Raw genomic sequence first — 22920 nt, 5'->3', positions numbered from 1 at the left:
CGTCCGGGATCTCAGGCGGCTGCCACCGCATCGATGATCGTGCTGTTCATCACCACGCGTCCGACGGTGGTCAACAGATAACGGCTGATCAGAGCACCGTCCTCATCGAGACGATCACGACGGAACCTCCACTGTTCAATCCGAGTCCCATCGCTGAGGGTCTCCTGCTGGACAGGCTCCTTGGCTTCACCTTCGGTATCGACTTCACCGTTGAAGCGCACCCAGACCCAGTCGTGCATGGTCAGGTGCTTGTCTTCAAAGGCATTCAGCACGTCACGCAGACCAGCGAAGGTGCGGCTGCGGTCACCGAACTCAGGCTTGATGCCCGCTGGCTGCTCGGCGGTGAGGTAGTAGGCACCCAAAACCATGTCCTGGGACGGCGTGATGATCGGATCACCCGTTGCCGGAGAAAGGATGTTGTTGCTGGCCAGCATCAACATGCGGGCTTCGGTCTGTGCCTCGATGGCCAGGGGCACGTGGACGGCCATCTGGTCACCGTCAAAGTCAGCGTTGAAGGCCGGGCAAACCAGGGGGTGCAGCTGAATGGCGCGGCCATCGACCAGCTTCGGCTCAAAGGCCTGAATGCCAAGACGGTGCAGGGTTGGGGCTCGGTTCAGCATGATCGGGTGACCATCGATCACCTCCTGCAGCACCTGCATCACCTCATCATCGGCGCGCTGAATCAGCTTCTTCGCAGCCTTGATGTTGTTGACGATGTTCTGACGAATCAGACGGTGAATCACGAAGGGCTGGAACAGCTCGATCGCCATCTCCTTAGGCAGACCGCACTGGTGCATCTTCAGCTTCGGACCCACCACGATCACGGAACGACCGGAGTAGTCGACGCGCTTACCGAGCAGGTTCTGACGGAAGCGGCCCTGCTTGCCCTCAATGATGTCGCTCAGTGATTTGAGCGGACGGTTGTTGGCACCCACCACGGTGCGACCGCGACGGCCGTTATCGATCAGGGCGTCGACCGCCTCCTGCAGCATCCGCTTCTCGTTGCGGACGATGATTTCAGGGGCGAGGATTTCCTGCAGACGCGCCAACCGGTTGTTCCGGTTGATCACACGGCGGTAGAGGTCGTTGAGGTCAGAGGTTGCGAAACGGCCACCATCGAGCTGCACCATCGGGCGCAGGTCGGGGGGAATCACCGGAATCACGTCCAGAACCATCCACTCAGGACGGGCACCGGTGGCGATGAAGTTGTCGATCACGCGCAGGCGCTTGATCAACTTGGCGCGCTTCTGACCTTTCGAGCCAGCGATCTCTTCGCGGAGCTGTTCAGCAACGACCGGAAGATCCAGGTCTTCGAGCAGCTGCTTGAGAGCCTCAGCGCCGATACCAACGGTGGGCTCGTTCTCGATCTCCGAATCTTCGGCGTAGATCTCGTCTTCGATCTCCAGCCACTCGTCTTCGGTGAGCAGCTGCTTGTAGGTCAGATCCTTGTGGTCGCCCTGGTCGAGCACCACATAGCAGTTGAAATAAACAATCTGCTCAACATCCCGCAGTGGCATGTCCAGCAGGATGGCCACGTAGCTGGGGATGCCCTTCAGGTACCAAACGTGGGACACCGGAGCGGCGAGCTTGATGAAGCCCATCCGGTGACGGCGCACCCGGCTTTCCGTGACCTCCACACCGCAGCGCTCGCAGACGATGCCGCGGTGGCGCACCCGCTTGTACTTACCGCAGTGGCATTCCCAGTCTTTGGAGGGGCCAAAGATCTTCTCGCAGAAGAGCCCGTCCATTTCGGGCTTCAGGGTGCGGTAGTTGATGGTTTCGGGCTTGGTGACCTCGCCCACCACCTGACCGTTAGGCAGCGTGCGCTGCCCCCACTGCATGACCCGCTCGGGTGAGGCGAGCGTGATCTTGACGTAATCGAAGTGGTTTTCGGTGCGGAGATTGCTGTTGGTCATGACCTAAGAGCGCGCGGAGATCGGAAGGAAGAAGGGATCTGACGGTCACCCCAAAGGGTGGGCCGAGTTGATCAGCAATCAGTCGTCGTCGTAATCCGCGACGCCGAGGGATTCGTAGGTGGGTCGGTTGGGGGTGCTGCGGCGTGGATTCACGTCCTGCATGAGGTCGACTTCCTCACCCGCATCGGTGTAGACCGCGATGTCGAGACCCAGGGACTGAAGCTCGCGCATCAGCACCTTGAAGGACTCGGGGGTGCCAGGACGGGGAATCGGCTTGCCCTTGACGATGGCGTTGAGCGCCTCGTTGCGGCCCTGCATGTCGTCGGACTTGACGGTGAGCAGTTCCTGCAGGGTGTAGGCGGCGCCGTAGGCCTCGAGGGCCCAGACCTCCATCTCACCCAGACGCTGGCCGCCCTGCTGGGCCTTACCACCCAGGGGCTGCTGGGTGACCAGGGAGTAGGGACCCGTGGAACGAGCGTGGATCTTGTCGTCCACCAGGTGAACCAGCTTGAGGATGTGGGCGTAACCCACGGTCACGGGCTGGTCAAAGGCCTCGCCGGTCCGGCCATCGATCAACTGGATCTTGCCGGGGTTATCAGGGTTGTAGACCCAGTCCTTACCGGGCTGGGACTTAGCTGCCTCGAGATAGGCCTGAACGGTGTTCTTCGAGGTCTCAGGGCCGTGCATTTCGTCGAAGGGCACCACCTTGACGCGGCAATCCAGGTGAGATGCAGCCCAGCCCATCAAGCACTCGAAGACCTGTCCGACGTTCATCCGGCTCGGCACACCCAGGGGGTTGAGCACGATGTCGATCGGGGTGCCGTCGGGCAGATAGGGCATGTCCTCCAGGGGAAGGATGCGGCTGATGATGCCCTTGTTGCCGTGGCGGCCGGCCATCTTGTCGCCGACCTGGATCTTGCGGCGCTGGGCCACGTAGACCCGAACCACCATGTTTGCGCCGGGCGGCAGCTCATCGCCCTGCTCGCGGGTATAGATCCGGACGTCGACCACACGGCCACGCTCGGTGCTGGGAACTCGCAGGGAGTTGTCGCGGACATCGCGAGCCTTCTCACCGAAGATCGCGCGTAGCAGCTTCTCTTCCGGGGGCTGGTCCGACTCACCCTTGGGGGTCACCTTGCCGACCAGGATGTCGCCGCTTTCGACATAGGCACCAATGCGGATGATGCCCATCTCGTCCAGGTTGCCCAGGCTCTCCTCGGCAACGTTGGGGATCTCGCGGGTGATCTCCTCAGGTCCAAGCTTGGTCTGACGGGCTTCGATCTCGTACTTCTCGATGTGCACCGAGGTGTAGAGGTCGTCGCGCACCAGGCGCTCGGAAACGAGAATCGCGTCCTCGTAGTTGTAACCCTCCCAAGGCATGTAGGCGATCAGAACGTTCTGACCCAGGGCGATTTCACCACCCTCACAGGCCGAACCGTTGGCCAGGACCTGACCGGCAATCACCTGATCGCCAAGTTTGACGATCGGACGATGGTTGAGGCAGGTGTCCTGGTTGGAGCGCTGGTACTTCTGGAGGTAGTGGGTGTGGTCGTTGCCCTCTTCATCGCGAATGACGATCGCGGTGGCATCGACAAAGCTGACCGTGCCGTTGACGGTGGTGATGGGGACCATGCCCGAGTCACGGGCGACCTGGGTCTCCAGACCGGTGCCGACCAGGGGACGCTCAGGGCGCAGCAGAGGCACAGCCTGACGTTGCATGTTCGAACCCATCAGGGCCCGGTTGGCGTCGTCGTGCTCGAGGAAGGGGATCAGCGAGGTTGCAACCGAGATCACCTGAACCGGTGAGAGCTGCACGTAATCAACCTGCTCGGGGGGCACGGTCTCAAAGTCCTGGCGGTAGCGCACGGGAACCAGGTCGGCCTTAATCCGGCCATCGGCGTCGGTGGCGACGTCGCCAGGAGCCACACGGCACTCGTCCTCGAGATCCGCCGAGAGGTAGAGGGGGTCACCCTGCTTGAGGACGATGCCGTCCTCCACCTTCCAGAACGGAGTCTCGATGAAGCCGTACTCGTTCACCCGGGCGTGGGTGGCCAAGGAGCCAATCAGACCGGCATTCGGACCTTCAGGGGTCTCGATCGGGCAAATCCGGCCGTAGTGGGAAGGGTGGATGTCGCGCACGGCAAAGCCAGCGCGCTCGCGGGTCAGACCGCCTGGGCCCAGGGCGCTGATGCGGCGCTTGTGGGTCAGCTCAGCCAGGGGATTCGTCTGATCCATGAACTGGCTCAGCTGGCTGGAGCCGAAGAACTCCTTGATCGCCGCCACCAGGGGCTTGGGGTTCACCAGCTGGGCCGGGGTCAGACTTTCGGTCTCACCAACGGTCATCCGCTCTTTGATGATCCGCTCGAGGCGATTCAGACCAACGCGGACCTGGTTCTGCAGCAATTCGCCCACGGAGCGAACGCGGCGGTTACCGAGGTGGTCGATGTCATCGAGGGTGGCGCCACCCACATCGAGCTCGAGGTTGATCAGGTAATCGATCGTGCTGAGGACGTCCTCAGGGGTGAGGGTGCGCGTCGCATCGGGGATGGTCAGGCGCAGCTTCTTGTTGATCTTGTAGCGACCAACCCGGCCGAGGTCGTAGCGCTTGGGATCAAAGAAGCGGCTGTGCAGCAGGGTCTGACCACCGCTCACCGAGGGGGGTTCACCCGGACGCAGCTTCTTGTAGAGCTCAAGCAGAGCCTGGTCTTCTGAAGCGATGCCTTCGTCGTTCGCCGCCTCGATGGACTTTTGGTAGTACTCGGGGTGGCGCAGCTTGTCGAGGACATCGTTGTCGGACAGGCCGATGGCCCGCATCAACACGTGGGCGTTGATCTTGCGGGTCTTGTCGACGCGAACGTGCAGCAGGTCGTTCTTGTCGGTTTCAAACTTCAGCCAGGCGCCACGGTTGGGGATCAGGCTGGCGTTAAAGGTCTTACGGCCGTTCTTGTCCTGCTCGTCTTTGAAATAGACGCCGGGTGAACGCACGATCTGGTTCACGATCACGCGCTCGGCGCCGTTGATGATGAACGTGCCGCGCTCGGTCATCAGGGGCAGTTCCCCGATGAACACTTCCTGCTCCTTGATTTCGCCGGTCTCCTTGTTGACCAGGCGGCAGGTCACATACATCTGGGACGCGAAGGTCGCGTCACGGCGCTTGGCCTCTTCCACGTCGTGGCGAGGGCGCTTCAGGCGGTACTCGCTACCGATGAAGTGCAGCTCAAGCTTGCCGGTGTAGTCGGTGATCGGGGAGAAGCTCTCCAGCTCCTCGATCAGGCCCTTCTCCAGAAACCATTTGAAGCTCGCGCGCTGCACCTCCACCAGGTCGGGGAGGTAAGTGGCGGTCTTGGCGACCTGAATCGCGCTGCTCATGCGGTGAACCTGCAGGAACGGGTGAAACGGAACGGAGGGCCTGGACAGCAGTTTCAGAACCAGGCGGAGATCAAGACGAAGGGGGATGCCAGCGCGACATCACCACACAGACGACAGAGCCAGCCGTCCCTCTCGGGAGCGACTGGCCAGCAGGGGCGCCTATTCAGATCGCTTGAACACCGCAGGGAACGACAACTCGCACCGGAAAGACAACGCACCACTGGTCATGGGCTAACTCACCAGATCCCTGGCGAGCGCTTTCGGGCTGCAACGAGCACGGATAAATCACGACTCGCTGCCAGGCCAATGAAACATCATACATTGTGAAGAGCGGGTCCAAACAGTGCACAGGCGTTGCGGGTGCTCTGTAAGGCAACGGTCTGCAGCGGCTCCTGGCGCAGGACTGCCACTCGCTCCGCCACAGCCATCACATAGGAAGGCTCGTTGCGCTTGCCCCGTCGCGGCACGGGCGCCAAGAACGGGCAGTCGGTCTCCACGAGGTATCGATCCGCGGGAACCGCTTGGGCGCAGGCATGGGTGTCGGTGGCCTTCGGGAAGGTCACATTGCCGCTAAAGCTGATGTAGAGCCCCAACTCAAGGAACCCCTGCATTTCCTCGGGAGTACCGCTCCAGCAGTGCATCACGCCCTTAGGGCAGGCACCCCGCTCAGCACGCTCGCGCAACTCGGCAAGCATCGGTTCAGCGGCATCGCGGCAGTGAATGATCACGGGCAGATCCAGCTCCACCGCCAGATCCAGCTGGGGCCGGAGCATCGCCAGCTGTTGCTCGAGATTGTTGTCGCGGAACAGATCCAAACCGAGCTCGCCGATCGCCACGACCCTGGGGTCAGCTTGAGCCGCCTCGCGCAACACCTGCTGCGTGTTGGAAGCCCAATGCTCCGGATCCAGAGGATGAACGCCAACGGAGTAGCGAAGCTCGGGGAAGCGATCGGCCAGCGCTCGAATCGCCGGAATCTCAGAAGGCTCCACACATGCGTGAAGGAGGCGCCCCACACCGGCATCACGCCAGCGTTGAGCAACCTCCTCCAAGTCTTCGTCGAAATTTCGAAAGACGATGTGGCAGTGGCTGTCAATCAAAGGAGCCGGAAGGCTCTCGAGAGCGACGGCAGCTGCCATGGATCCAAGGTTCACCTGGATCCAACCTAAAAAATCAGGCCTTCGCTGCGGGCTCGATGGCGCTCTTAACAGCAGCGCTCAGGCGAGATTTCTGGTGGGCACCGTTGTTGCGGTGCAGCACGCCGACCTTGACGGCCTTGTCGATCTTGCTGAAGGCAGCGCTCAGGCTCGACTGGACAGCCTGCTTGGCTGCATCGCCGGGCTCCTGGCTGTAGGCGGTGCAAGCGGCGAAGCAACGCTTCATCAGGGTGCGGACCGCAGACTTGTAGGTGCGGTTGTGCAGACGATTGCGCTCGGCAACCTCAATGCGTTTCTTCGACGACTTGTTATTGGCCACAGACGGAAAAGGCGCTGATTCGGCAGTCGACAAGCTTACCCCCTGGCTTGCGACCCTCCCCAAAGGCTGAGCAACTAGCTTGAACAATCACCGCCGCACCACGGTTTCGTGACCGCCAGCTCCCCTCCAAGCCGTGCCGAGTCGATCGCACCGCTGCAGATCGAGCTGCTGCGCGATGCCGAGCAGGCCGGTCAACGGCTCGAGGCCATCGCCGAGCGCACCGGTAGCGGCCAAAGCCGAGAGGTCGCCCAACGGGTTGAGGGAATCCTCGAGCAGGTGCAACAGCAGGGCGATGCCGCCCTCTTTGAACTGACCGAGCGTTTTGATGGGGTCCGCCCGGATCCTTTGCGCGTTCCCAAGGAGGAAATCGAAGCGGCCTGGGCCGCCACCTCCCCTGAGCTGCAGGAGGCCCTGGCCCTGGCCCACCGCCGGATCCTGGACTTCCACCAGCGCCAACTGCCCAAGGACCTGGCCATCACCGGAGAGCACGGAGAGCGGCTGGGCCGCCGCTGGCGCCCGGTGGAGCGGGCCGGTCTCTATGTCCCAGGGGGCCGCGCCAGCTACCCCAGCACCGTTTTGATGAATGCGGTGCCCGCCAAGGTTGCGGGGGTCAAGCGGGTGGTCATGGTGACCCCTCCCGGACCCGACGGCCGCATCAACAGCACCGTGCTGGCGGCAGCCCACCTAGCAGGAATCGACGAGATCTATCGGGTCGGAGGTGCCCAGGCCGTGGGAGCCCTGGCCTACGGCACGGAATCCATCCCCCGGGTGGATGTCATCAGCGGTCCAGGCAACCTCTATGTGACCCTGGCCAAAAAAGCGGTCTACGGCCGGGTCGCCATTGACTCACTAGCTGGTCCCAGTGAAGTGCTGGTGATCGCCGATGCCAGCGCCAATCCTGACCACGTCGCGGCCGATCTCCTGGCGCAGGCGGAGCACGACCCCCTAGCTGCAGCAATCCTTCTGACCACCAGCGAGGAACTGGCACGGGCCATCCCCGCCGCGATTGAGCAGCAACTGGAGGGACACCCCCGTGCCGCCATCACCCGTCAGGCCCTCAACGACTGGGGCTTGATCGTGGTCTGCTCAGACCTGGATGAGGCGGCACAGCTCAGTGATCGCTTTGCCCCCGAACACCTGGAACTGCAGGTGGAGCAGCCTGAGCCCCTGGCCGAACAGATCCAACAGGCCGGGGCGATCTTCATGGGGGCCTGGACCCCGGAGGCTGTTGGCGATTACCTGGCCGGCCCGAACCACACCCTGCCGACCTCGGGTACGGCCCGATTCGCCGGAGCGCTGTGCGTGGAGACCTTCATGCGCCACACCAGCTTGATTCAATTCAACCGGCAAGCCCTGGAAGCCACCGGCGCTGCCGTTGGCACCCTGGCTGACAGCGAGGGACTCCACAGCCACGCAGAGTCCGTTCGCCGGCGCCTGGCCTAAGCGCTCAGCGCTTGACCAGATCCCGGACGCCGGCAACACCGTCGTTGATCTCGCCCACCAGCACCTGGTCGGTGATGTTCACGAACAGACCGTTCTCCAGGACGCCGGGGAGGTTGTTGATCTCCTTCTCCAGGCTGACGGGATCGCCAATGCCACCGCTGAACTTGACGTCCAGCACGAGGTTGCCCTGGTCCGTCACGACGGGACCAGCCTTTTTGACTGCCATACGGAGCTGGGCGTCACCCCCCATCTCCTTGAGCTGGCCCTGGACCTGACGCCAGGCACCGGGCATCACCTCCACGGGCAGCAGAAAGCCCAGGTTGAGGGTGTCCACGAGCTTGGTGGAATCCACCACAACCACGAAGCGCTTGGCACGAACCGCCACCAGCTTCTCCTGAACGTGGCAGGCGCCGCCGCCCTTGATCAACTGGAACGAAGGATCCACCTCATCGGCGCCATCGATGGCCAGATCGATCCGATCCACGGCATTCAGGCTCTGCAGCGGGATACCCAGCTCGGCAGCAAGCACCTCACCTTGGAAGGAGGTGGTCACCCCAACGATGTCCCGCAGCTCTCCGCTTTTGAGCTTGGCGCCGAGGGCCTGAATCATCAGGGCAGCGGTTGAACCGGAGCCCAAGCCCACCACCATTCCGCTCTGGATCTGCTCGGTGGCTGCAGCCGCCACCGCCTGTTTCATCTGGTCCTGCAGATCCGCCATCACGCCGTTTTCACTGGCCAGTGACCGTAGCTCAGGCCTCAGGAATGCGGCAGAGCCTCAGGCCGGATCGAGAGATCGATCTGTTCATCGCCCCGCAACACGCGGATCGCCAGGACATCACCAACCTGGGAGGCCTCCACCAAACGCAGCAGCTCCCCGGGATCGCTGACCTCTTGATCCGCGGCCTGGACCACCAGATCTCCCCGGCGCAAGCCAGCCCGTTCGGCAGGGCTATCCGGGATCACCCGTTGCACCAGTGCTCCGTCCCGCTCGGGCAGTTGGAGCAGGGCATTGGGGTCAGCGTTGTTGTCGCGAGCCAGCCTCGGATTGAGGGGCACCAGCTGTAGGCCCAGGTAGGGGTGCACCACGGAGTCCCCTTGGCTCAGCTGGGCCGCAACACCCTTGGCCAGGTTGATCGGGATCGCGAAGCCCAATCCAGCTCCCGGACCCGAACGCACCAGGGTGTTGATCCCAATCACCTCGCCGCTGGCATTAATCAGTGGGCCACCGGAATTGCCCGGATTGATCGCCGCATCGGTCTGAATCAATTCCAGACGCTTGTCCGAGAAGCCCAGGCTGGTGATGTTGCGGTGCAGGCTGCTGACGATGCCCAGGGTGACGGTGCGCTCCAAGCCATAGGGGGTCCCTAAGGCGATGGCCCAATCCCCCACCTCCAGGGCACTGGAGTCCCCCAGTGGCGCGGACTTCAACCCCTGGGTTTTGGCAATGCGCACCACCGCCAGATCGGTCACGGGATCGATTCCGAGCACCGAGCCCTCCAGCTCTTGACCACTGGCCAGCGTCACCTCAACCCGGTCAGCGCCATCCACGACGTGGGCGTTCGTGAGAACCATGCCTTGACCATCAATCACGATTCCGGATCCCTGCCCGCGCTCACGGCTATTGGGGATCTGATCGCCAAACATCTCCCGCAGGAGCGGGTCGCTAAAGGAAGGGTCCAGACCAATCCGTGGGACGGTCCTCTCGGTGTCGATCCGCACGACCGCCGGCCCAACCCGTTTCACCGCCGCAGAGACAAAACTGTGGTTGGTGTTGCTTCCAAAGTCCGCCCAGGCTGGAGCCGCCGGGAACCAAGCGGCCAGCAACAACACCAGGGCCAGCAGAACGCGCACCAAGATCCGCAACACACCCAAGTGGACTGAAGGCTAGGCAGATTCCACGGGAGACCAACGCAGAAGGGTCGAGGCCACCTCGCCCGAGGGCTGCAAGGTCAGCCAACGCCCCCCCGGCCAGTCAGGCCGCCCCAAGGGACAGGGTTGAACAGCCGCAAAGGACGCCAACGACGAGGGACAGGCCCAAAGGGGTATGGGAGACCCAGCGCCGCTGCGGGGCAGTTCGCCCTGCCAATGCTGGTGGACATGGCCGAAGAGAACGGCTTTGAGGGCTGGGGCCCGCTGGAGGCAGCGAAGAAACGGGCCTGGATCCTGCAGAGCGATCGGATCCAAGCCTGAATCACCAATGGGCACCGGGGGATGGTGCAAAGCCAGCACCACGGGCTGATCGGCCAGCTCCAGCTGGCGCTCGAGCCAAGCCAGCTGCCTGGGGTCAAGGAAGCCAGCAACGGCGCCACTGCGGTGACTCGAGAGCAACAGCAGCGTCCAGTCGCCGAGGTCCAGGGCCGCCGGGGCAATCACAGCGCGACGTCCCAAGGCCGATCGCATCAGGGCCGGATGGTCGTGGTTGCCCGGGGTCAAGGCCAGGGGAACCTCCCTCAGGGGTTCAACGTCCTCCAGGACCTCCTGCAGGCGGCGATACCCGCCCCAGCTTTCGTCCTGGCAGAGGTCCCCTGTGATCAGCAGCAGATCCGGGGGCTGATCGATCTGGGACAGGGCCTGCCGCAGGCCGTGGCGCAAGGACGCCATGGAGGGACGACCTCGGCAGTGCCCCCGAGGGTCTGCCAGGAGGTGCGGATCACTCAACTGAAGGAGGCCAAGCACACCAACCGAGCAGATCAATGGCCCTAAGTTGCCCGTTCTTGACCGAGCTGGCATGGCCGCTATCCCCCCGGGCACCCGTCAACGCTGTGCTCTCTGCCAAGTGGAGATTCAGGGCTTAGTCGGCGGCCTGGATCAGGTGCACTTCAGCCAAGGCAAGCCCTCCACCCGCTCCAAGCTCTACGCCCGGGTTTGCCAGTTCCTGCGCACAGACGAACAAAAGTCGCAGTGCCTCAACCAGGACCCCAGCTTGCGGGGCGAGGCCCAACCTGGGGATGCCTACATGGAGCCACCTGCTGTCGATCTCGGCAGCATGGGGGCCTGACGCTCCAAGGCCGATCACGTACTGTTGTGTTGTGCCCGGCGGGCACCTCTGACTGAACAGCGCTGACTCCTCGGGAGCAGCTGGACAGCCAGACAGCAGATCACTGCAGGTGCCGGACGGGTCGCCCGTTCCCCTGTTCACGATCCAGGCTTTGCCGCATCCCCTGCACCCTGACCTCCAAACCCTGGCTAGCCAGGCGGCGGAGGGCGCTGGATTCCAGGTCTGCGGCCTTGAACTGCTCACCCATCGAATTCCGATGACGTTGCTGGTCCAGCTGCGTCTGGCCGATGGCGGAGACGTGAGCCTGGACAACTGCGCCAGCTTCAGCGGAGTGCTGGGCGACGCCATCGAGAACAGCGGGCTGCTGCAGGACCCCTATGTCCTGGAAGTCAGCAGTCCGGGCGTCAGCGAGCAGCTGAGCGACGACCGAGACTTCCGCAGCTTCCGCGGATTCCCGGTTTCGATCCGCTACCGCGACACCAAATCCGGGGGCGACAACGAGCGTGAGGGCCTCTTGCTCGAACGCGATGAGGAGAACGTTCTCCTCAACGTCCGGGGACGCACGGTTCGAATCCCGCGCCCCGATGTGATCAGCGTGAAGCTGGTGACTCCCAAAGAGGCCTAACCCCTCCGTTCCCCTCTCCAATCCCGCACCCAACCACCTGCCATGGCACTGGTCCTGCTCCCCGGTCTCTCCAATCTGATCGAGGACATCAGCGAAGAGAAAAAACTGCCCCCTGCGGTGGTGGAAGCGGCCCTGCGTGAAGCCCTGCTCAAGGGCTATGAGCGCTACCGCCGCACCCTTTATCTGGGGATTAGCGAGGACCCCTTCGAGGAGGACTACTTCTCCAACTTCGATGTCGCCCTGGATCTCGACGAAGAGGGCTACCGGGTACTGGCCTCCAAAATCATCGTTGAAGAGGTCGAGAGCGAAGACCACCAAATCTCACTGGCCGAAGTGATGCAGGTGGCGGAAGACGCCCAGGCCGGTGACACCGTGGTGCTGGACGTCACCCCCGAGAAGGAAGACTTCGGCCGCATGGCCGCCGCCACCACCAAACAGGTGCTGGCCCAGAAGCTGCGCGACCAGCAGCGCCGCATGATCCAGGAGGAGTTCGCCGACCTGGAAGATCCCGTCCTGACCGCTCGCGTGATTCGCTTCGAGCGACAGAGCGTGATCATGGCCGTCAGCAGCGGACTGGGTCGCCCCGAAGTGGAGGCCGAACTCCCCCGCCGCGACCAGCTGCCCAATGACAACTACCGGGCCAACGCCACCTTCAAGGTCTTCCTGAAGGAAGTCAGTGAGATTCCGCGCCGCGGACCTCAACTGTTTGTCAGCCGCGCCAACGCCGGTCTGGTCGTCTATCTCTTCGAGAACGAAGTGCCCGAGATCCAGGAGGGGTCGGTCCGCATCGTTGCCGTCGCCCGTGAGGCCAACCCCCCCTCCCGCTCGGTCGGTCCCCGCACCAAGGTGGCCGTGGACAGCGTGGAGCGCGAAGTGGACCCTGTCGGCGCCTGCATTGGCGCCCGCGGCTCTCGCATCCAACAGGTCGTGAACGAACTGCGTGGCGAAAAAATCGATGTCATCCGCTGGTCCCATGACCCGGGCCAGTACATCGCCAACTCCCTGAGCCCCGCCCGCGTGGAAGCGGTTCGACTGGTGGATCCCGAAGGGCAGCATGCCCACGTCCTAGTGCCCCCCGATCAGCTCAGCCTGGCCATCGGTCGCGAGGGTCAGAACGTCCGTCTCGCCGCTCGCCTGACCGGCTGGAAGATCGACATCAAAAACAGCACCGAGTACGACCAGGCCTCTGAGGACGAGAAGGTCGCGGAACTGATCTCCATGCGCCAGGAAGAGGAAGCGCTTCAGGCGGAAGCTGAAGCCCGAATGGAGGCAGAACACGCCCTGCGTGCCGAGGAAGACGCCCGTCTTCGGGAGCTCTATCCCCTGCCCGAGGACGAAGAGGAGTACGGCGAGCAGGCCCAGTACGACGAAGCGGCCTACGAGCAAGAGCCTGTGGCTGAGGCTGAGGCCACCGAAGCCGTGGCAACGGAAGAGACGACCGACGAGGAAGGAGCCCGGTGAAGCAACAGCCCGTCCTCAGGCGTTGTGTGACCTGCCGTGCACTGCTGGATCGCCAGCACCTGCTACGGGTCATCCGCCTTGCCGAGGGCGGCATGGCTCTGGACCAAGGGATGGGCCGATCGGCCTATCTCTGTCCGACCGAGAGCTGTTTTGAGGAAGCCAAGCGCCGCAAGCGTCTGCAGAAGGCACTCCGGTGCCAAGTGTCAGATTCCATCTACGCGGCCTTGGCGCAGCGCCTGAATGCCACCTCTTATCAGGCGCTGAGGCAAGATAAATAGTGGCCTCACTGTGGGTGATGGCCCGGTGGCACGTGTTGCCCCCGACCACTTGGAGCACTTGATGACCAGCAGCGGCAAAGTCAGGATTTACGAGCTGTCCAAGGACTTGGGCCTTGAGAACAAGGACGTGCTCGATGCCGCCGAGAAACTGTCGATCGCAGCGAAGAGCCATAGCAGCTCCATCAGCGATGACGAGGCAGCGAAAATCCGCAGCCTGATTAAAGGTGGCGGGAATGGCAGCAAGGCCGCTCCGACGGTGGACGAGCCCAAGAAAGCCATCCTCTCGGTCAAGAAGGCCGCTCCTGCTGCACCGGCAGCGCCTGCGAAACCCGCAGCGGCCAAACCGGTAGCAGCCAGCCCTGCTCCGGCCAAACCTGCTGCTGCGGCCCCTGCTCCTCGGCCCCAGCCCCAGGCAGCCAAGCCCGCCGCTCCGTCCGCTCCAGCTCGCCCAGCTGCACCATCCGCTCCCCCAGCCCGCCCTGCGGCAGCGGCCAAGCCCGCAGCCAAACCTGCGGCCAGTGCTCCCCCCAGCCGTCCAGCGGCCCCGTCAGCGCCTCCGGCTCGTCCCGCAGCGGCCAAGCCTGCCGCCAAACCCGCTGCCAGCGCTCCCCCCAGCCGGCCCGCAGCCCCGGCCCCGAGCCGACCTGCACCGGCAATCGTGTCTAAGACCCCGGCAGGAGCAGGAGCCCCCCCGGCCCGCAAGCCGGCGCCCCCTGTGTCGCGCCCTGCGGCAGGTAGCCCCCCCCAGCGTCCTGGCGCCCCCACGCGTCCCGCTGCAGGCGGTGGCCGCCCGCAGCTCGTGAGCCGTCCTCAGGGCGGCCAGGGCGGAGCCCGTCCTGCCACGCCCTCCGGCCGCCCGGCCCTGAGCCAGCGGCCAGGGATGCCCACACGCCCCGGCGCACCAGCCCCCACGCGGGTGGGACAGGGCGGCAAGCCCGCCAAACCCGCCCGCCCTCAGGTGGAGCTGGTCGGCAAACCCATTCGCCGTGATCTCAGCGGTCCTGGTGGCGGCGGGAACCGCCCCGCGCCCCCGACCCGTCCCGGCATGCCTGGCATGCGCAAGCCGGTGGCCCCTGGCGAGCTCATGCAGCTCCAGAAACCTGGAGCAAGGCCCAGCGCACCGCCGCCTCGGCGTCCTGGTGGCGCCCCTGGCGCACCCGCCGGCGCCCCCGGAGCCCCTGGAGCAGGCGACGCCAACCGTCCTTCAGCCACTCCCCCGTCGGCTCCTCGCCGCCCGAATTTCCGCGCTCCCATGCCGCCCGGTGGCGGCCGTCCCCGCCGCCCCGATTGGGACGACAGCGCGCGTCTGGATGCACTGCGCAGCCGCTCACCCCAGAAGCAGCGCCAGCGCGTTCACATCATTGGCGAGAACGACGACTCGCTGGCCGCACAAACCGGCGGCTACGCCGGTGACACCGATGCGGTGGTGCTGCAGGCCTCCCTCGCCCGTCCAGCGAAACCCCGCAGCGCTGGCTCCGCTCAGCCGAAGCCAACCGTTGTGGCCCGCAAGCGCCGCAAGGAAACCGCCCGTCAGCGTCAGCGCCGCCGTGCGATGGAGCTGCGTGCCGCACGGGAAGCCAAGCAACAGCGGCCCGAAATGCTCATCGTTCCGGAGGGCAACCTCACGGTGCAGGAGCTGGCCGACAAGCTGGGCGTCGAGAGCTCCGAGATCATCAAGAGCCTCTTCTTCAAGGGCATCATCGCCACGGTGACCCAAACCCTCGATCTCTCAGCGATCGAGACGGTGTCCCAGGAATTCGGCGTTCCGGTGCTCGAGGACGACGTCGAGGAAGCGGCGGCCAAGACCGTCGAGATGATCGAAGAGAGCGATCTCGCTCACCTAATCCGGCGTCCACCTGTGGTCACGGTCATGGGCCACGTGGACCACGGCAAGACCAGCCTGCTGGACTCAATCCGCAAAACCCGGGTCACCGCTGGCGAAGCCGGTGGCATCACCCAGCACATCGGTGCCTACCAAGTCGAAGTTCCCCACGCCGGGGAGCAGCGGAAGATCACCTTCCTGGACACCCCTGGCCACGAAGCCTTCACCGCCATGCGGGCCCGTGGCACCAAGGTCACTGACGTGGCCGTGCTGGTGGTGGCCGCCGATGACGGCGTGCGTCCCCAGACCCTGGAAGCCATCAGCCACGCCCGCGCCGCCAAGGTGCCGATCGTGGTGGCGATCAACAAGATCGACAAAGAAGGTGCCTCCCCGGATCGCGTCAAACAGGAGCTGTCCTCCCACGAACTCGTGGCTGAGGACTGGGGCGGCAACACCGTGATGGTGCCGGTGAGTGCCATCAAGGGCGAGAACATCGAGAAGCTGCTGGAGATGATCCTGCTGGTCACCGAAGTGGAAGACCTGCAGGCCAACCCAGACCGGATGGCCCGGGGCACCGTCATCGAGGCACACCTCGACAAGGCGAAGGGCCCTGTGGCCACCCTGCTGATCCAGAACGGCACCCTGCGCACCGGCGACGTGCTGGCCGCTGGTCCGATCCTGGGCAAGGTGCGCGCCATGGTCGACGACAACGGCAAGCGCGTCAAAGAAGCCGGCCCCTCCTACGCCGTTGAGGCCCTGGGCTTCAGCGAAGTGCCGACGGCCGGCGACGAGTTCGAGGTCTACACCGACGAAAAAACGGCCCGTGCGGTGGTCGGCGACCGCGCCACCGAAGCCCGCGCAACCCGCCTGGCCCAACAGATGGCCTCCCGCCGGGTCTCTCTGGCCTCCATGTCGGGCCAGGCCAGCGAAGGGGAACTCAAGGAACTCAACCTCATCCTCAAGGCCGACGTTCAGGGTTCCGTCGAGGCAATCCTCGGGTCCTTGGAACAACTGCCTCAAGAGGAGGTTCAGGTCCGCGTGCTGCTCTCTGCACCGGGCGAAGTCACCGAAACCGACGTCGACCTGGCGGCGGCTTCCGGTGCTGTCATCGTCGGCTTCAACACCTCGATGGCGCCTGGCGCCAAGCGTGCTGCTGACGCCACGGGCGTGGATGTTCGTGACTACGACGTCATCTACAAACTGCTCGAGGACATCCAGATGGCCATGGAAGGCCTGCTGGAACCCGAACTGGTGGAAGAGCCCCTGGGCGAAACCGAGGTTCGGGCCGTCTTCACGATCGGCAAAAGCGCCGTGGCAGGTTGCTACGTCACAAGCGGCAAACTGCAGCGCAACTGCAAGGTCCGCGTCTGGCGCGGCAAGGAAAAGGTGTTCGAGGGCGACCTGGACTCCCTGCGCCGCGGCAAGGACGATGTCAAAGAAGTCGCCACCGGCTTCGAATGCGGCATCGGCTGTGATCGTTTTGCCAACTGGCAAGAGGGCGACCGGGTGGAATCCTTCAAACTGGTCACACAGCGACGCACCCTCAGCAACTGACCGTGAATCCGGCAAGACGCGAACCGCTCCTGTGGCTCCAGCTACTGGGGCTCGCGGCCTTGCCGCTCGAAATCCTGTTGCTATTCCTGCTGTTTGCAGGGGCAGACCCGGGTCCCTTCCCCGGCTTTGAACGCTTACTGACCTGGGCGATCGGCGCCCTGGGAAGCGCGGTCCTCTTCTGGCGCCTTCCTCCCGACCTCTGGTCTGTGCTGATCCTGCAGGTGCCCCTGCGGGGTCGCAGGCCTGAGCAGTTTCGTCTGAGTGCCCTACAGACCGCCCTGCCTCTGAAGGTTGTCATTGCCCTGGGCGCCGCACTGCTGCTTCCCCTGACCTGGTGGGCCGACAGCCACGCCGGCATGGCCTGGGCCTGGTCCCCTCTCTCCAGCAGCCCCAGGCTGGTGATTCTGCTGCTCTGCATCCCGGTGCTGGCGCTGATCCAATGGCAGTGGGCCCAAGTGATCCAGTCCCTCTGGATGCTCACCAGATCCGCGGGTCTGGTGGATCAGACCCTGCCCCTCACCCAAGTCCAGGCCGCTGAGCAGCGCCTCAACGCTGGGCTACCGCTCTTGCTTCTCGCGCCGTTGGCCTTTGCGGAACCTGCGGCTTCCGTCGAGCCGGAACCGAAGGTCACACCGCAAGAGCAACAGGAAAAAACCGAAGCTATCGCTCCTGAACCCGAGCAGACCGACTCACCTACCGAGACAGAGCCCGTCGCCGCAGAAGCTTCTGAACCTGCTGCAGAGCCTTTGCAGGCGGACGCGGAGGTCGTTGAGGAAACCGACGAGGGCCACGAGGCCAACGCTGAAGCCCTTGCCTCAGAAGACGTCGATGTGCCGCAAGCGGAAGCCTCAGGCGCCGACGCAGAGCCCGAGGAGGAAGCGGTCGTTCACGAAGAGCCCTGTTCCGAAGAAACCGGCCCCGAAGAGACCACTGCCGAAGCACCCCAAGACACTGAGGAAGACCCTGCCAAACAGGACAGCGAAGACGCGTCAGTCGTCGACGCTGGGGGAACGGTCGCGCCAGAGGAGAAGCCCGAAGAGGGCTAACGCCGACACCTGAATCAGCAGGTCAGTGGACTGCACCACCTCCCCACCGGCCGAACGCATGGCCATCGTGGCGAGGCCAACGGCCGCCGAAGCGGTGAAGGCCAACCAGAGTCCTCGCCTGAGGCCGCGCCAGGGGGTGCGGGCCTCCTGCAACAGGCGAGCCCTGAGATCGGGATCCAGTGGGGGACGGGGGTCAGGCGGCATCCGTGCGTCTCAGGCATCGAAGCCTGAATGCTAATTTCACTGGGCTGCCGGTGTAGCTCAGTGGTAGAGCAACTGATTCGTAATCAGTAGGTCGTCGGTTCAAGTCCGATCTCCGGCTTTTCAGGTCCTGACGCTCTCAAAAGAGATGGGACCCTGCAGTCACAGCAAGACATCTGAGCCAGCGGCTTTGAATTCGAGCCAAAGATGGCACCTGGCTCTAGCGATACTCGACCAGGGCAGCTGGTGGATGTTCAGCTTCTGAAAGTTCGCTGAGCATTTGAAAGTCGTCAAAGTCAAAACCAGGGGCGACCGCACACACCATCAGGCTCCAACGCCCTGAAGCCCGAGCGGCCTGCCAGACACCCGCTGGCACCACGACCGTTTCTGCTGAAGCCGGTAAAAGACAGTGCTCCTGCAGCTGCCCATCCATCACCAACAGCAACGCCAAGGGATCCCCCGCTAGGCAGCACCAACTCTCATCGGCGTGGTTCACCCGATGCCAGCGACTGATCTCCCCGGGGCCCAACAGAAACAGGATCTGGGTCAGGGCGTCGCGCTGCACCCCATCGGCGCGGCGCACCTTGAGCGCGCTGCGGAAGGTCTCTCGATACCACCCCCCCTCGGGGTGAGGTTGAAGATCAAGGGCCGCAACGATCTCAGCCACGCTGTGGCGTTCTGGATCCCACGGACCGAGGTTGTCTTGCGTCATGCCTGCCATGCTTGGGCCAACGGCACGGAGGTGCGATCGATCGCAGCACGATGCAACGTCTGGTCGATGCGGCCCGGGCCGAAGCCAAACAGGGCTGGAGCGAAGGGGGAATTCCCATCGGCGCCGTCCTAGCCCAAGAGGATGGAACGATCGTCGCCCGTGGACACAACCAACGGGTCCAGAACGGGGATCCCACCAGCCATGGTGAAACCCAGTGCATCCGCAACGCCGGGCGGCGCCGCGACTGGCGTGAGCTGACCCTGGTCACCACCCTCTCTCCCTGTCCGATGTGCGCCGGAACGGCCGTTCTGCTGGGATTCCGGCGGGTGGTCATCGGAGAGCGCAAGACCTTTCAAGGGGCCGAGACCTGGCTCAAGGAGGCTGGAATCGAAGTCACCTGCCTGGACGATCCACGCTGCGAAGCGCTGATGCAAACCATGCAGCAGCAGAAGCCTGAGCTCTGGGCAGAAGACATCGGCTGCTGAACAGCGATGAACATCGTCCTGCTGAGGCCAGAAGACTGGATCGACGAGCAGCGCGTGCTGCTGAATGACGAGCGGGCGCGCCACATCCGCAATGTGCTCAAGTCGAGCGTGGGCGAGACCCTGCGGCTCGGGCTCATCGGAGGTGCCTGCGGTCAGGGGCTGATTGAGTCGCTGGACTCCAGTGGCGTGGTGCTCAGAACCGTCCTCAGCGAACCGCCACCCAAGCGCCATCCCTTCGATTTGGTGCTGGCCCTACCGAGACCCAAGATGCTGCGCCGGATCCTGCGGCAATGCGCCGAATTTGGGATCAGCCATCTACACCTGATCAACAGTGCGCGGGTCGAGAAGAGCTACTGGCAAAGCCCGCTGCTGCAAGCCAGCAACGTCGAGGCCGCCCTGCTGGCGGGCATGGAGCGCTCCCGAGACACCATCGCCCCGCAGGTGCATCTGCACCAACGCTTCCGGCCCTTCATCGAAGACGAGCTCCCAGGGCTCTGCGCCGGACGGCTCTGCCTGATCACTGAGATGGGGGCCGAGGAGCCCTTGGCTCAGCACGCCGGCCAACCCGCTCTGGTGATGATCGGGCCCGAGGGCGGCTTTGTCCCTTTTGAGATCGAGCTCGCCCAGGCCCACGGTGCCCGCCCCGTCCATCTAGGAGAGCGCACCTTGAGCGTGGACACAGCCCTCAGCGCAACCCTGGCTCAGGGATCAGCTGTGTTTGCTCTCAGCTCGGGCCAAAGCCTCGGCGGGATCCCCCTGTAGATCCGCCTCCAGGAAGGCCGGCGTTTCCGGCAAGGCCAAGTGCACGTGGTTGTCCATGTGCACCTGCACAGTCAGATCCTTGGCCTGCACGTCGAGGATGTGACCGCCATGGTTGTGGTCATCGCTCAGCAGGTGCAGGTGATAGCCGGGCACATTGATCGTGCGGGCATAGCTGGGAGTCCAGAACCCCACCAGGCTTCCGCGCAGACCGCTCTGGCTGAACTCCGCCTGGTGACTGGTCGCACTCACCAGGTCCGTGCCATGGGCGCTCTTGCAGGCCACGCGGTAGTGGATCCTTTCGAACGTGCCGGTAATGCGGATGGCGCAGAAGAGATTGTCGCTGCGCCTTAGGCCATCGAGCTGGGCGGTGAGGTCGTCCCAACTGCTGACGGACGGCAGCGTCGTGGTGGTGTCAGCCGCAAAGAAGGTCGTTGCCCAAAAGGGAGCCAGGGCCGAGTCCGGGGCGACATGCACCGACCCATCACTGCGGGCCTGCCAGCAGGTGCCATCGAGCATGATCCCCTCACCATCGAGGCCATCGAAGGTGCCCAGGCCGAAGTTTCCATGGCGCTTGATGTCCGCCACCCGCACGCAACCCTCATAGACCCCCTGCACCAGCGCTCCAGAGGTGGAGACCTGATAGATCGTGTGGTGGTCAAGATCCAGGGTTTCCGCCAGGGAGCGGCGAACCAGATGGCTGACGCTGTCGCCCGTGCGTTCAGCCAAGGCGTGCAGCGCGTCCCAGAGACCATCGCCAACGGAGACGTTCAGGTGGTGACCGCTCGCATGCTGCGTGCTCATCGGAACCTCAGTGGATGAACTGCTGGTGCACGTTCTGCATCAGCCGGATGTTCTCGGAGTAGTCCACCGGAACATTGATCAGAACCGGTACCGGCTGCTGCAGGGCCTCCCGCAGGACAGGGCCGAGGTCCTCGGCGTTCTGGATCGAGTAGCCCTTCGCGCCAAACGCCTCGGCGAACTTGACGACGTCGTAGTCGCCAAGCTGGATCCCCGAGACCCGTCCGTAGTGGGCCTGCTCCTGGAACTCCACCATGTTGTAGGAGTGGCTGTTCCAAATCACGTGCACGAAGCGGCTGCCCATCCGCACCGCCGTCTCCAGCTCTGTCGCCGTGAACAAAAAGCCACCGTCCCCTGAGACGGAGACCACGGGACAGCCGGGGCGCACCATCCCAGCGGCAATGGCCCAGGGCAGGGCCACGCCCAGGGTCTGCTGACCATTGCTCACCAGCACCTGGCGGGCTCGCTCAGCCTGGGCATAGCGGTTCATCCAGATGTAGTGGGAGCCGACATCCAGGCAGAGCGTGGTGTCCTTGGTGATCACCGAACTGATCTCGTGCACCAGGCGCAACGGATGAAGAGGAGCAGCCCCACCCATGGAGGCACCCTCGGCGGCCGTCGCCCGTAATTCAGCGGCGAGGGCCTGCTGCTGCTGACGGAAATCAGGGGCGATCGTCAGTGGCGGCAGGGTGGCCATGGCGATCAGGGTCTGCTGCAGATCTCCGATCAACTCCACCTGGGGCAGGAAGGCTTGGTCCTGGTCCGCAGCCTGGACATCGACATTGATCAGGGTGCGGGATTGATCGCTATTCCAGAGGCTGGGGTCGTATTCGACCGGATCAAAGCCGAGGCAGATGACCCCATCGGCCGCGCTCAGCAGAGCATCCGCCGGTTGGTTGCGGAAGAGTCCCAACCGCCCCACGTACTGCTCCGGCGCGACCCAGCGCCCGGGCCCTTGGAAGGTGGCGCAGTAGGGCAGTCCGCTGCGGCGCACATAGGCCTGGAGCGCTTCGCTGAGATCTGGATCTGAAGCCTGCATCCCCAGAAGGAGCAGGGGCCGCTCCAGGGTTGCCATCAACTCCGCGGCCCGGCTCAGGGCCTGGGGATGGCAGGGCCCCTGCAGGATCGGCTCACCCCAGCCCGCCGATGGGTCGGCCTCGATCTCAGCCAAGCCAACGTCCTTGGGCAGCCCCAGAAAGGCTGCCCCCGGCCGGCCCTGCTCAGCCGCCCGAATGGCATTGCCCAGGACCTCCGGTAGGTCGTGAATCGAGAGGGCGGACTGGGCAAAGCGCGTCACCGGCTGCATCAGGCCGATGGCATCCAGCGACTGATGGGTCTGCTTGAAGCGATCGTCCAGGGGCACCTCACCACCGATCGCCAACACCGGATCGCCTTCAGTGGTCGCCGTTGCCAGGCCCGTCACCAGGTTGGTCACGCCAGGGCCGGAGGTGGCCAGGCAGACGCCGATGCGGCCGGTGAGGCGGCCAAAGGCTTGAGCCATGAATGCCGCGTTCTGCTCATGGCGGCAGAGCACCAGCTCGATGGGCGAATCCAGCAGGGCCGTGAAGACGCTGTCGACCTTGGCCCCGGGGATGCCAAACACATGGGTGACGCCATGGGCTTCCAGCGCCTTGACCAGAAACTGAGCACCCGTCAGAGCCTTGGACCGCGGCGCCGGCTCCACTGGGCGGCCTGGCGTTCTGCGGTTAGAGGTCTGCGGTGCGTGGGGATGGGAATGGCGTGCCGATGTCGTCATCCGACGGTCCGAAGGCTGATTCGCACACCATGACCACAACGCTGCACCACAGCCCCTGCGTTCGTTTTTTTTCGGGAATCTGCGCCCCACCAACAAAAAGCCCCCTCTTGCGAGGGGGCTTCTGGTTCAACCGAGATTGAACCGTTTGGTTTGAGGATCAACCTCAGCCGATGGCAGGTGCGGTCAGAGCCACGGGGGTGGACTCAGCAGCAGCCAGGTCG

The 22920-nt window shown here is 64.1% G+C and carries 20 protein-coding genes and 1 tRNA gene; 10 read left to right on the top strand and 11 right to left on the bottom strand.

Annotation, left to right across the window (positions count from 1 at the left end; all coding sequences use genetic code 11):
* Nucleotides 1-11: 11 nt before the first annotated feature.
* The 4 genes from ACXIQ9_RS09720 to rpsT form a co-directional block, all read right to left on the bottom strand.
* The gene (locus tag ACXIQ9_RS09720; RefSeq protein WP_010315245.1) at nucleotides 12-1916 is read right to left on the bottom strand and encodes a DNA-directed RNA polymerase subunit gamma; all 1905 of its coding nucleotides are present in this window, start codon (nucleotides 1914-1916) and stop codon (nucleotides 12-14) included.
* 78 nt (nucleotides 1917-1994) lie between these two features.
* Nucleotides 1995-5285 (bottom strand): DNA-directed RNA polymerase subunit beta, encoded by a 3291-nt coding sequence (rpoB, locus tag ACXIQ9_RS09715; protein ID WP_247477049.1) that lies wholly within the window; start codon nucleotides 5283-5285, stop codon nucleotides 1995-1997.
* Nucleotides 5286-5599: 314 nt separating this feature from the next.
* Complete coding sequence (locus ACXIQ9_RS09710) at nucleotides 5600-6421, bottom strand: TatD family hydrolase (protein WP_247477047.1); 822 nt, start codon at nucleotides 6419-6421, stop codon at nucleotides 5600-5602.
* A 34-nt stretch (nucleotides 6422-6455) separates the two neighbouring features.
* Nucleotides 6456-6758 carry a 30S ribosomal protein S20 gene (gene rpsT, locus ACXIQ9_RS09705; protein ID WP_010315240.1) on the bottom strand — a complete coding sequence of 101 codons (303 nt, stop codon included), beginning with the start codon at nucleotides 6756-6758 and terminating at the stop codon, nucleotides 6456-6458.
* A gap of 108 nt (nucleotides 6759-6866) precedes the next feature.
* Here rpsT and hisD point away from each other — a divergent pair, with 108 nt between their 5' ends.
* The gene (gene hisD / locus ACXIQ9_RS09700) at nucleotides 6867-8201 is read left to right on the top strand and encodes a histidinol dehydrogenase (protein ID WP_459016545.1); all 1335 of its coding nucleotides are present in this window, start codon (nucleotides 6867-6869) and stop codon (nucleotides 8199-8201) included.
* A gap of 4 nt (nucleotides 8202-8205) precedes the next feature.
* Here hisD and rpiA read toward each other — a convergent pair whose 3' ends face one another.
* The 3 genes from rpiA to ACXIQ9_RS09685 are packed head-to-tail and all read right to left on the bottom strand — an operon-like array spanning nucleotide 8206 to nucleotide 10931.
* Nucleotides 8206-8919, bottom strand: coding sequence for a ribose-5-phosphate isomerase RpiA (gene rpiA / locus ACXIQ9_RS09695; protein WP_010315237.1), 714 nt, complete (start codon nucleotides 8917-8919; stop codon nucleotides 8206-8208).
* A 38-nt stretch (nucleotides 8920-8957) separates the two neighbouring features.
* Complete coding sequence (locus tag ACXIQ9_RS09690; protein WP_459016544.1) at nucleotides 8958-10052, bottom strand: trypsin-like peptidase domain-containing protein; 1095 nt, start codon at nucleotides 10050-10052, stop codon at nucleotides 8958-8960.
* Between the two features lie 33 nt (nucleotides 10053-10085).
* Entirely contained in the window at nucleotides 10086-10931 is an 846-nt protein-coding gene (locus tag ACXIQ9_RS09685; protein ID WP_459016543.1) for a metallophosphoesterase, read from the bottom strand.
* Here ACXIQ9_RS09685 and ACXIQ9_RS09680 point away from each other — a divergent pair.
* The 6 genes from ACXIQ9_RS09680 to ACXIQ9_RS09655 all read left to right on the top strand — a co-directional run bounded on the left by ACXIQ9_RS09680 (nucleotide 10930) and on the right by ACXIQ9_RS09655 (nucleotide 17985).
* The gene (locus ACXIQ9_RS09680) at nucleotides 10930-11199 is read left to right on the top strand and encodes a hypothetical protein (protein ID WP_010315231.1); all 270 of its coding nucleotides are present in this window, start codon (nucleotides 10930-10932) and stop codon (nucleotides 11197-11199) included. The genes ACXIQ9_RS09685 and ACXIQ9_RS09680 overlap by 2 nt on opposite strands.
* A gap of 151 nt (nucleotides 11200-11350) precedes the next feature.
* Nucleotides 11351-11824: a ribosome maturation factor RimP gene (rimP, locus tag ACXIQ9_RS09675; RefSeq protein WP_029626137.1), complete on the top strand. Its 474-nt coding sequence runs from the start codon at nucleotides 11351-11353 to the stop codon at nucleotides 11822-11824.
* A 42-nt stretch (nucleotides 11825-11866) separates the two neighbouring features.
* Nucleotides 11867-13285 (top strand): transcription termination factor NusA, encoded by a 1419-nt coding sequence (nusA, locus tag ACXIQ9_RS09670; RefSeq protein ID WP_459016542.1) that lies wholly within the window; start codon nucleotides 11867-11869, stop codon nucleotides 13283-13285.
* Nucleotides 13282-13563, top strand: a complete 282-nt coding sequence (locus ACXIQ9_RS09665) for a YlxR family protein (protein WP_029626136.1) — start codon at nucleotides 13282-13284, stop codon at nucleotides 13561-13563. The genes nusA and ACXIQ9_RS09665 overlap by 4 nt, the downstream gene beginning before the upstream one ends.
* 61 nt (nucleotides 13564-13624) lie before the next feature.
* Nucleotides 13625-16939, top strand: coding sequence for a translation initiation factor IF-2 (gene infB, locus ACXIQ9_RS09660; RefSeq protein WP_459016622.1), 3315 nt, complete (start codon nucleotides 13625-13627; stop codon nucleotides 16937-16939).
* A 2-nt stretch (nucleotides 16940-16941) separates the two neighbouring features.
* A complete protein-coding gene (locus ACXIQ9_RS09655; RefSeq protein ID WP_459016541.1) occupies nucleotides 16942-17985 on the top strand; it encodes a low-complexity tail membrane protein in 1044 nt (347 codons plus the stop codon).
* Here ACXIQ9_RS09655 and ACXIQ9_RS09650 read toward each other — a convergent pair.
* Nucleotides 17929-18189 carry a DUF3493 domain-containing protein gene (locus ACXIQ9_RS09650; RefSeq protein WP_459016540.1) on the bottom strand — a complete coding sequence of 87 codons (261 nt, stop codon included), beginning with the start codon at nucleotides 18187-18189 and terminating at the stop codon, nucleotides 17929-17931. The genes ACXIQ9_RS09655 and ACXIQ9_RS09650 overlap by 57 nt on opposite strands.
* Before the next feature lie 46 nt (nucleotides 18190-18235).
* On the opposite strand from ACXIQ9_RS09650, the gene ACXIQ9_RS09645 reads away from it, so the two are divergent.
* Nucleotides 18236-18307 (top strand) — tRNA-Thr (locus ACXIQ9_RS09645).
* 99 nt (nucleotides 18308-18406) lie between these two features.
* Here ACXIQ9_RS09645 and ACXIQ9_RS09640 read toward each other — a convergent pair.
* Nucleotides 18407-18898, bottom strand: coding sequence for a cupin domain-containing protein (locus ACXIQ9_RS09640; RefSeq protein WP_296416266.1), 492 nt, complete (start codon nucleotides 18896-18898; stop codon nucleotides 18407-18409).
* Between the two features lie 50 nt (nucleotides 18899-18948).
* Here ACXIQ9_RS09640 and ACXIQ9_RS09635 point away from each other — a divergent pair, with 50 nt between their 5' ends.
* Both ACXIQ9_RS09635 and ACXIQ9_RS09630 read left to right on the top strand, forming a co-directional pair.
* On the top strand, nucleotides 18949-19383 hold the full coding sequence (locus ACXIQ9_RS09635) for a nucleoside deaminase (protein ID WP_459016539.1): 435 nt from the start codon (nucleotides 18949-18951) through the stop codon (nucleotides 19381-19383).
* Nucleotides 19384-19389: 6 nt separating this feature from the next.
* Nucleotides 19390-20145 (top strand): 16S rRNA (uracil(1498)-N(3))-methyltransferase, encoded by a 756-nt coding sequence (locus ACXIQ9_RS09630; protein WP_296421366.1) that lies wholly within the window; start codon nucleotides 19390-19392, stop codon nucleotides 20143-20145.
* Here ACXIQ9_RS09630 and budA read toward each other — a convergent pair.
* Together budA and alsS are read right to left on the bottom strand one after the other, a co-directional pair.
* The gene (gene budA / locus ACXIQ9_RS09625) at nucleotides 20092-20946 is read right to left on the bottom strand and encodes an acetolactate decarboxylase (protein ID WP_459016538.1); all 855 of its coding nucleotides are present in this window, start codon (nucleotides 20944-20946) and stop codon (nucleotides 20092-20094) included. The genes ACXIQ9_RS09630 and budA overlap by 54 nt on opposite strands.
* 7 nt (nucleotides 20947-20953) lie before the next feature.
* The gene (alsS, locus tag ACXIQ9_RS09620; RefSeq protein WP_459016537.1) at nucleotides 20954-22699 is read right to left on the bottom strand and encodes an acetolactate synthase AlsS; all 1746 of its coding nucleotides are present in this window, start codon (nucleotides 22697-22699) and stop codon (nucleotides 20954-20956) included.
* Nucleotides 22700-22920: the final 221 nt, after the last annotated feature.

This window comes from Synechococcus sp. LTW-G (genome assembly GCF_054459035.1).
The sequence above is the reverse complement of the archived record's forward strand: the minus strand, read 5'-3'. Positions and strand labels throughout refer to the sequence as shown.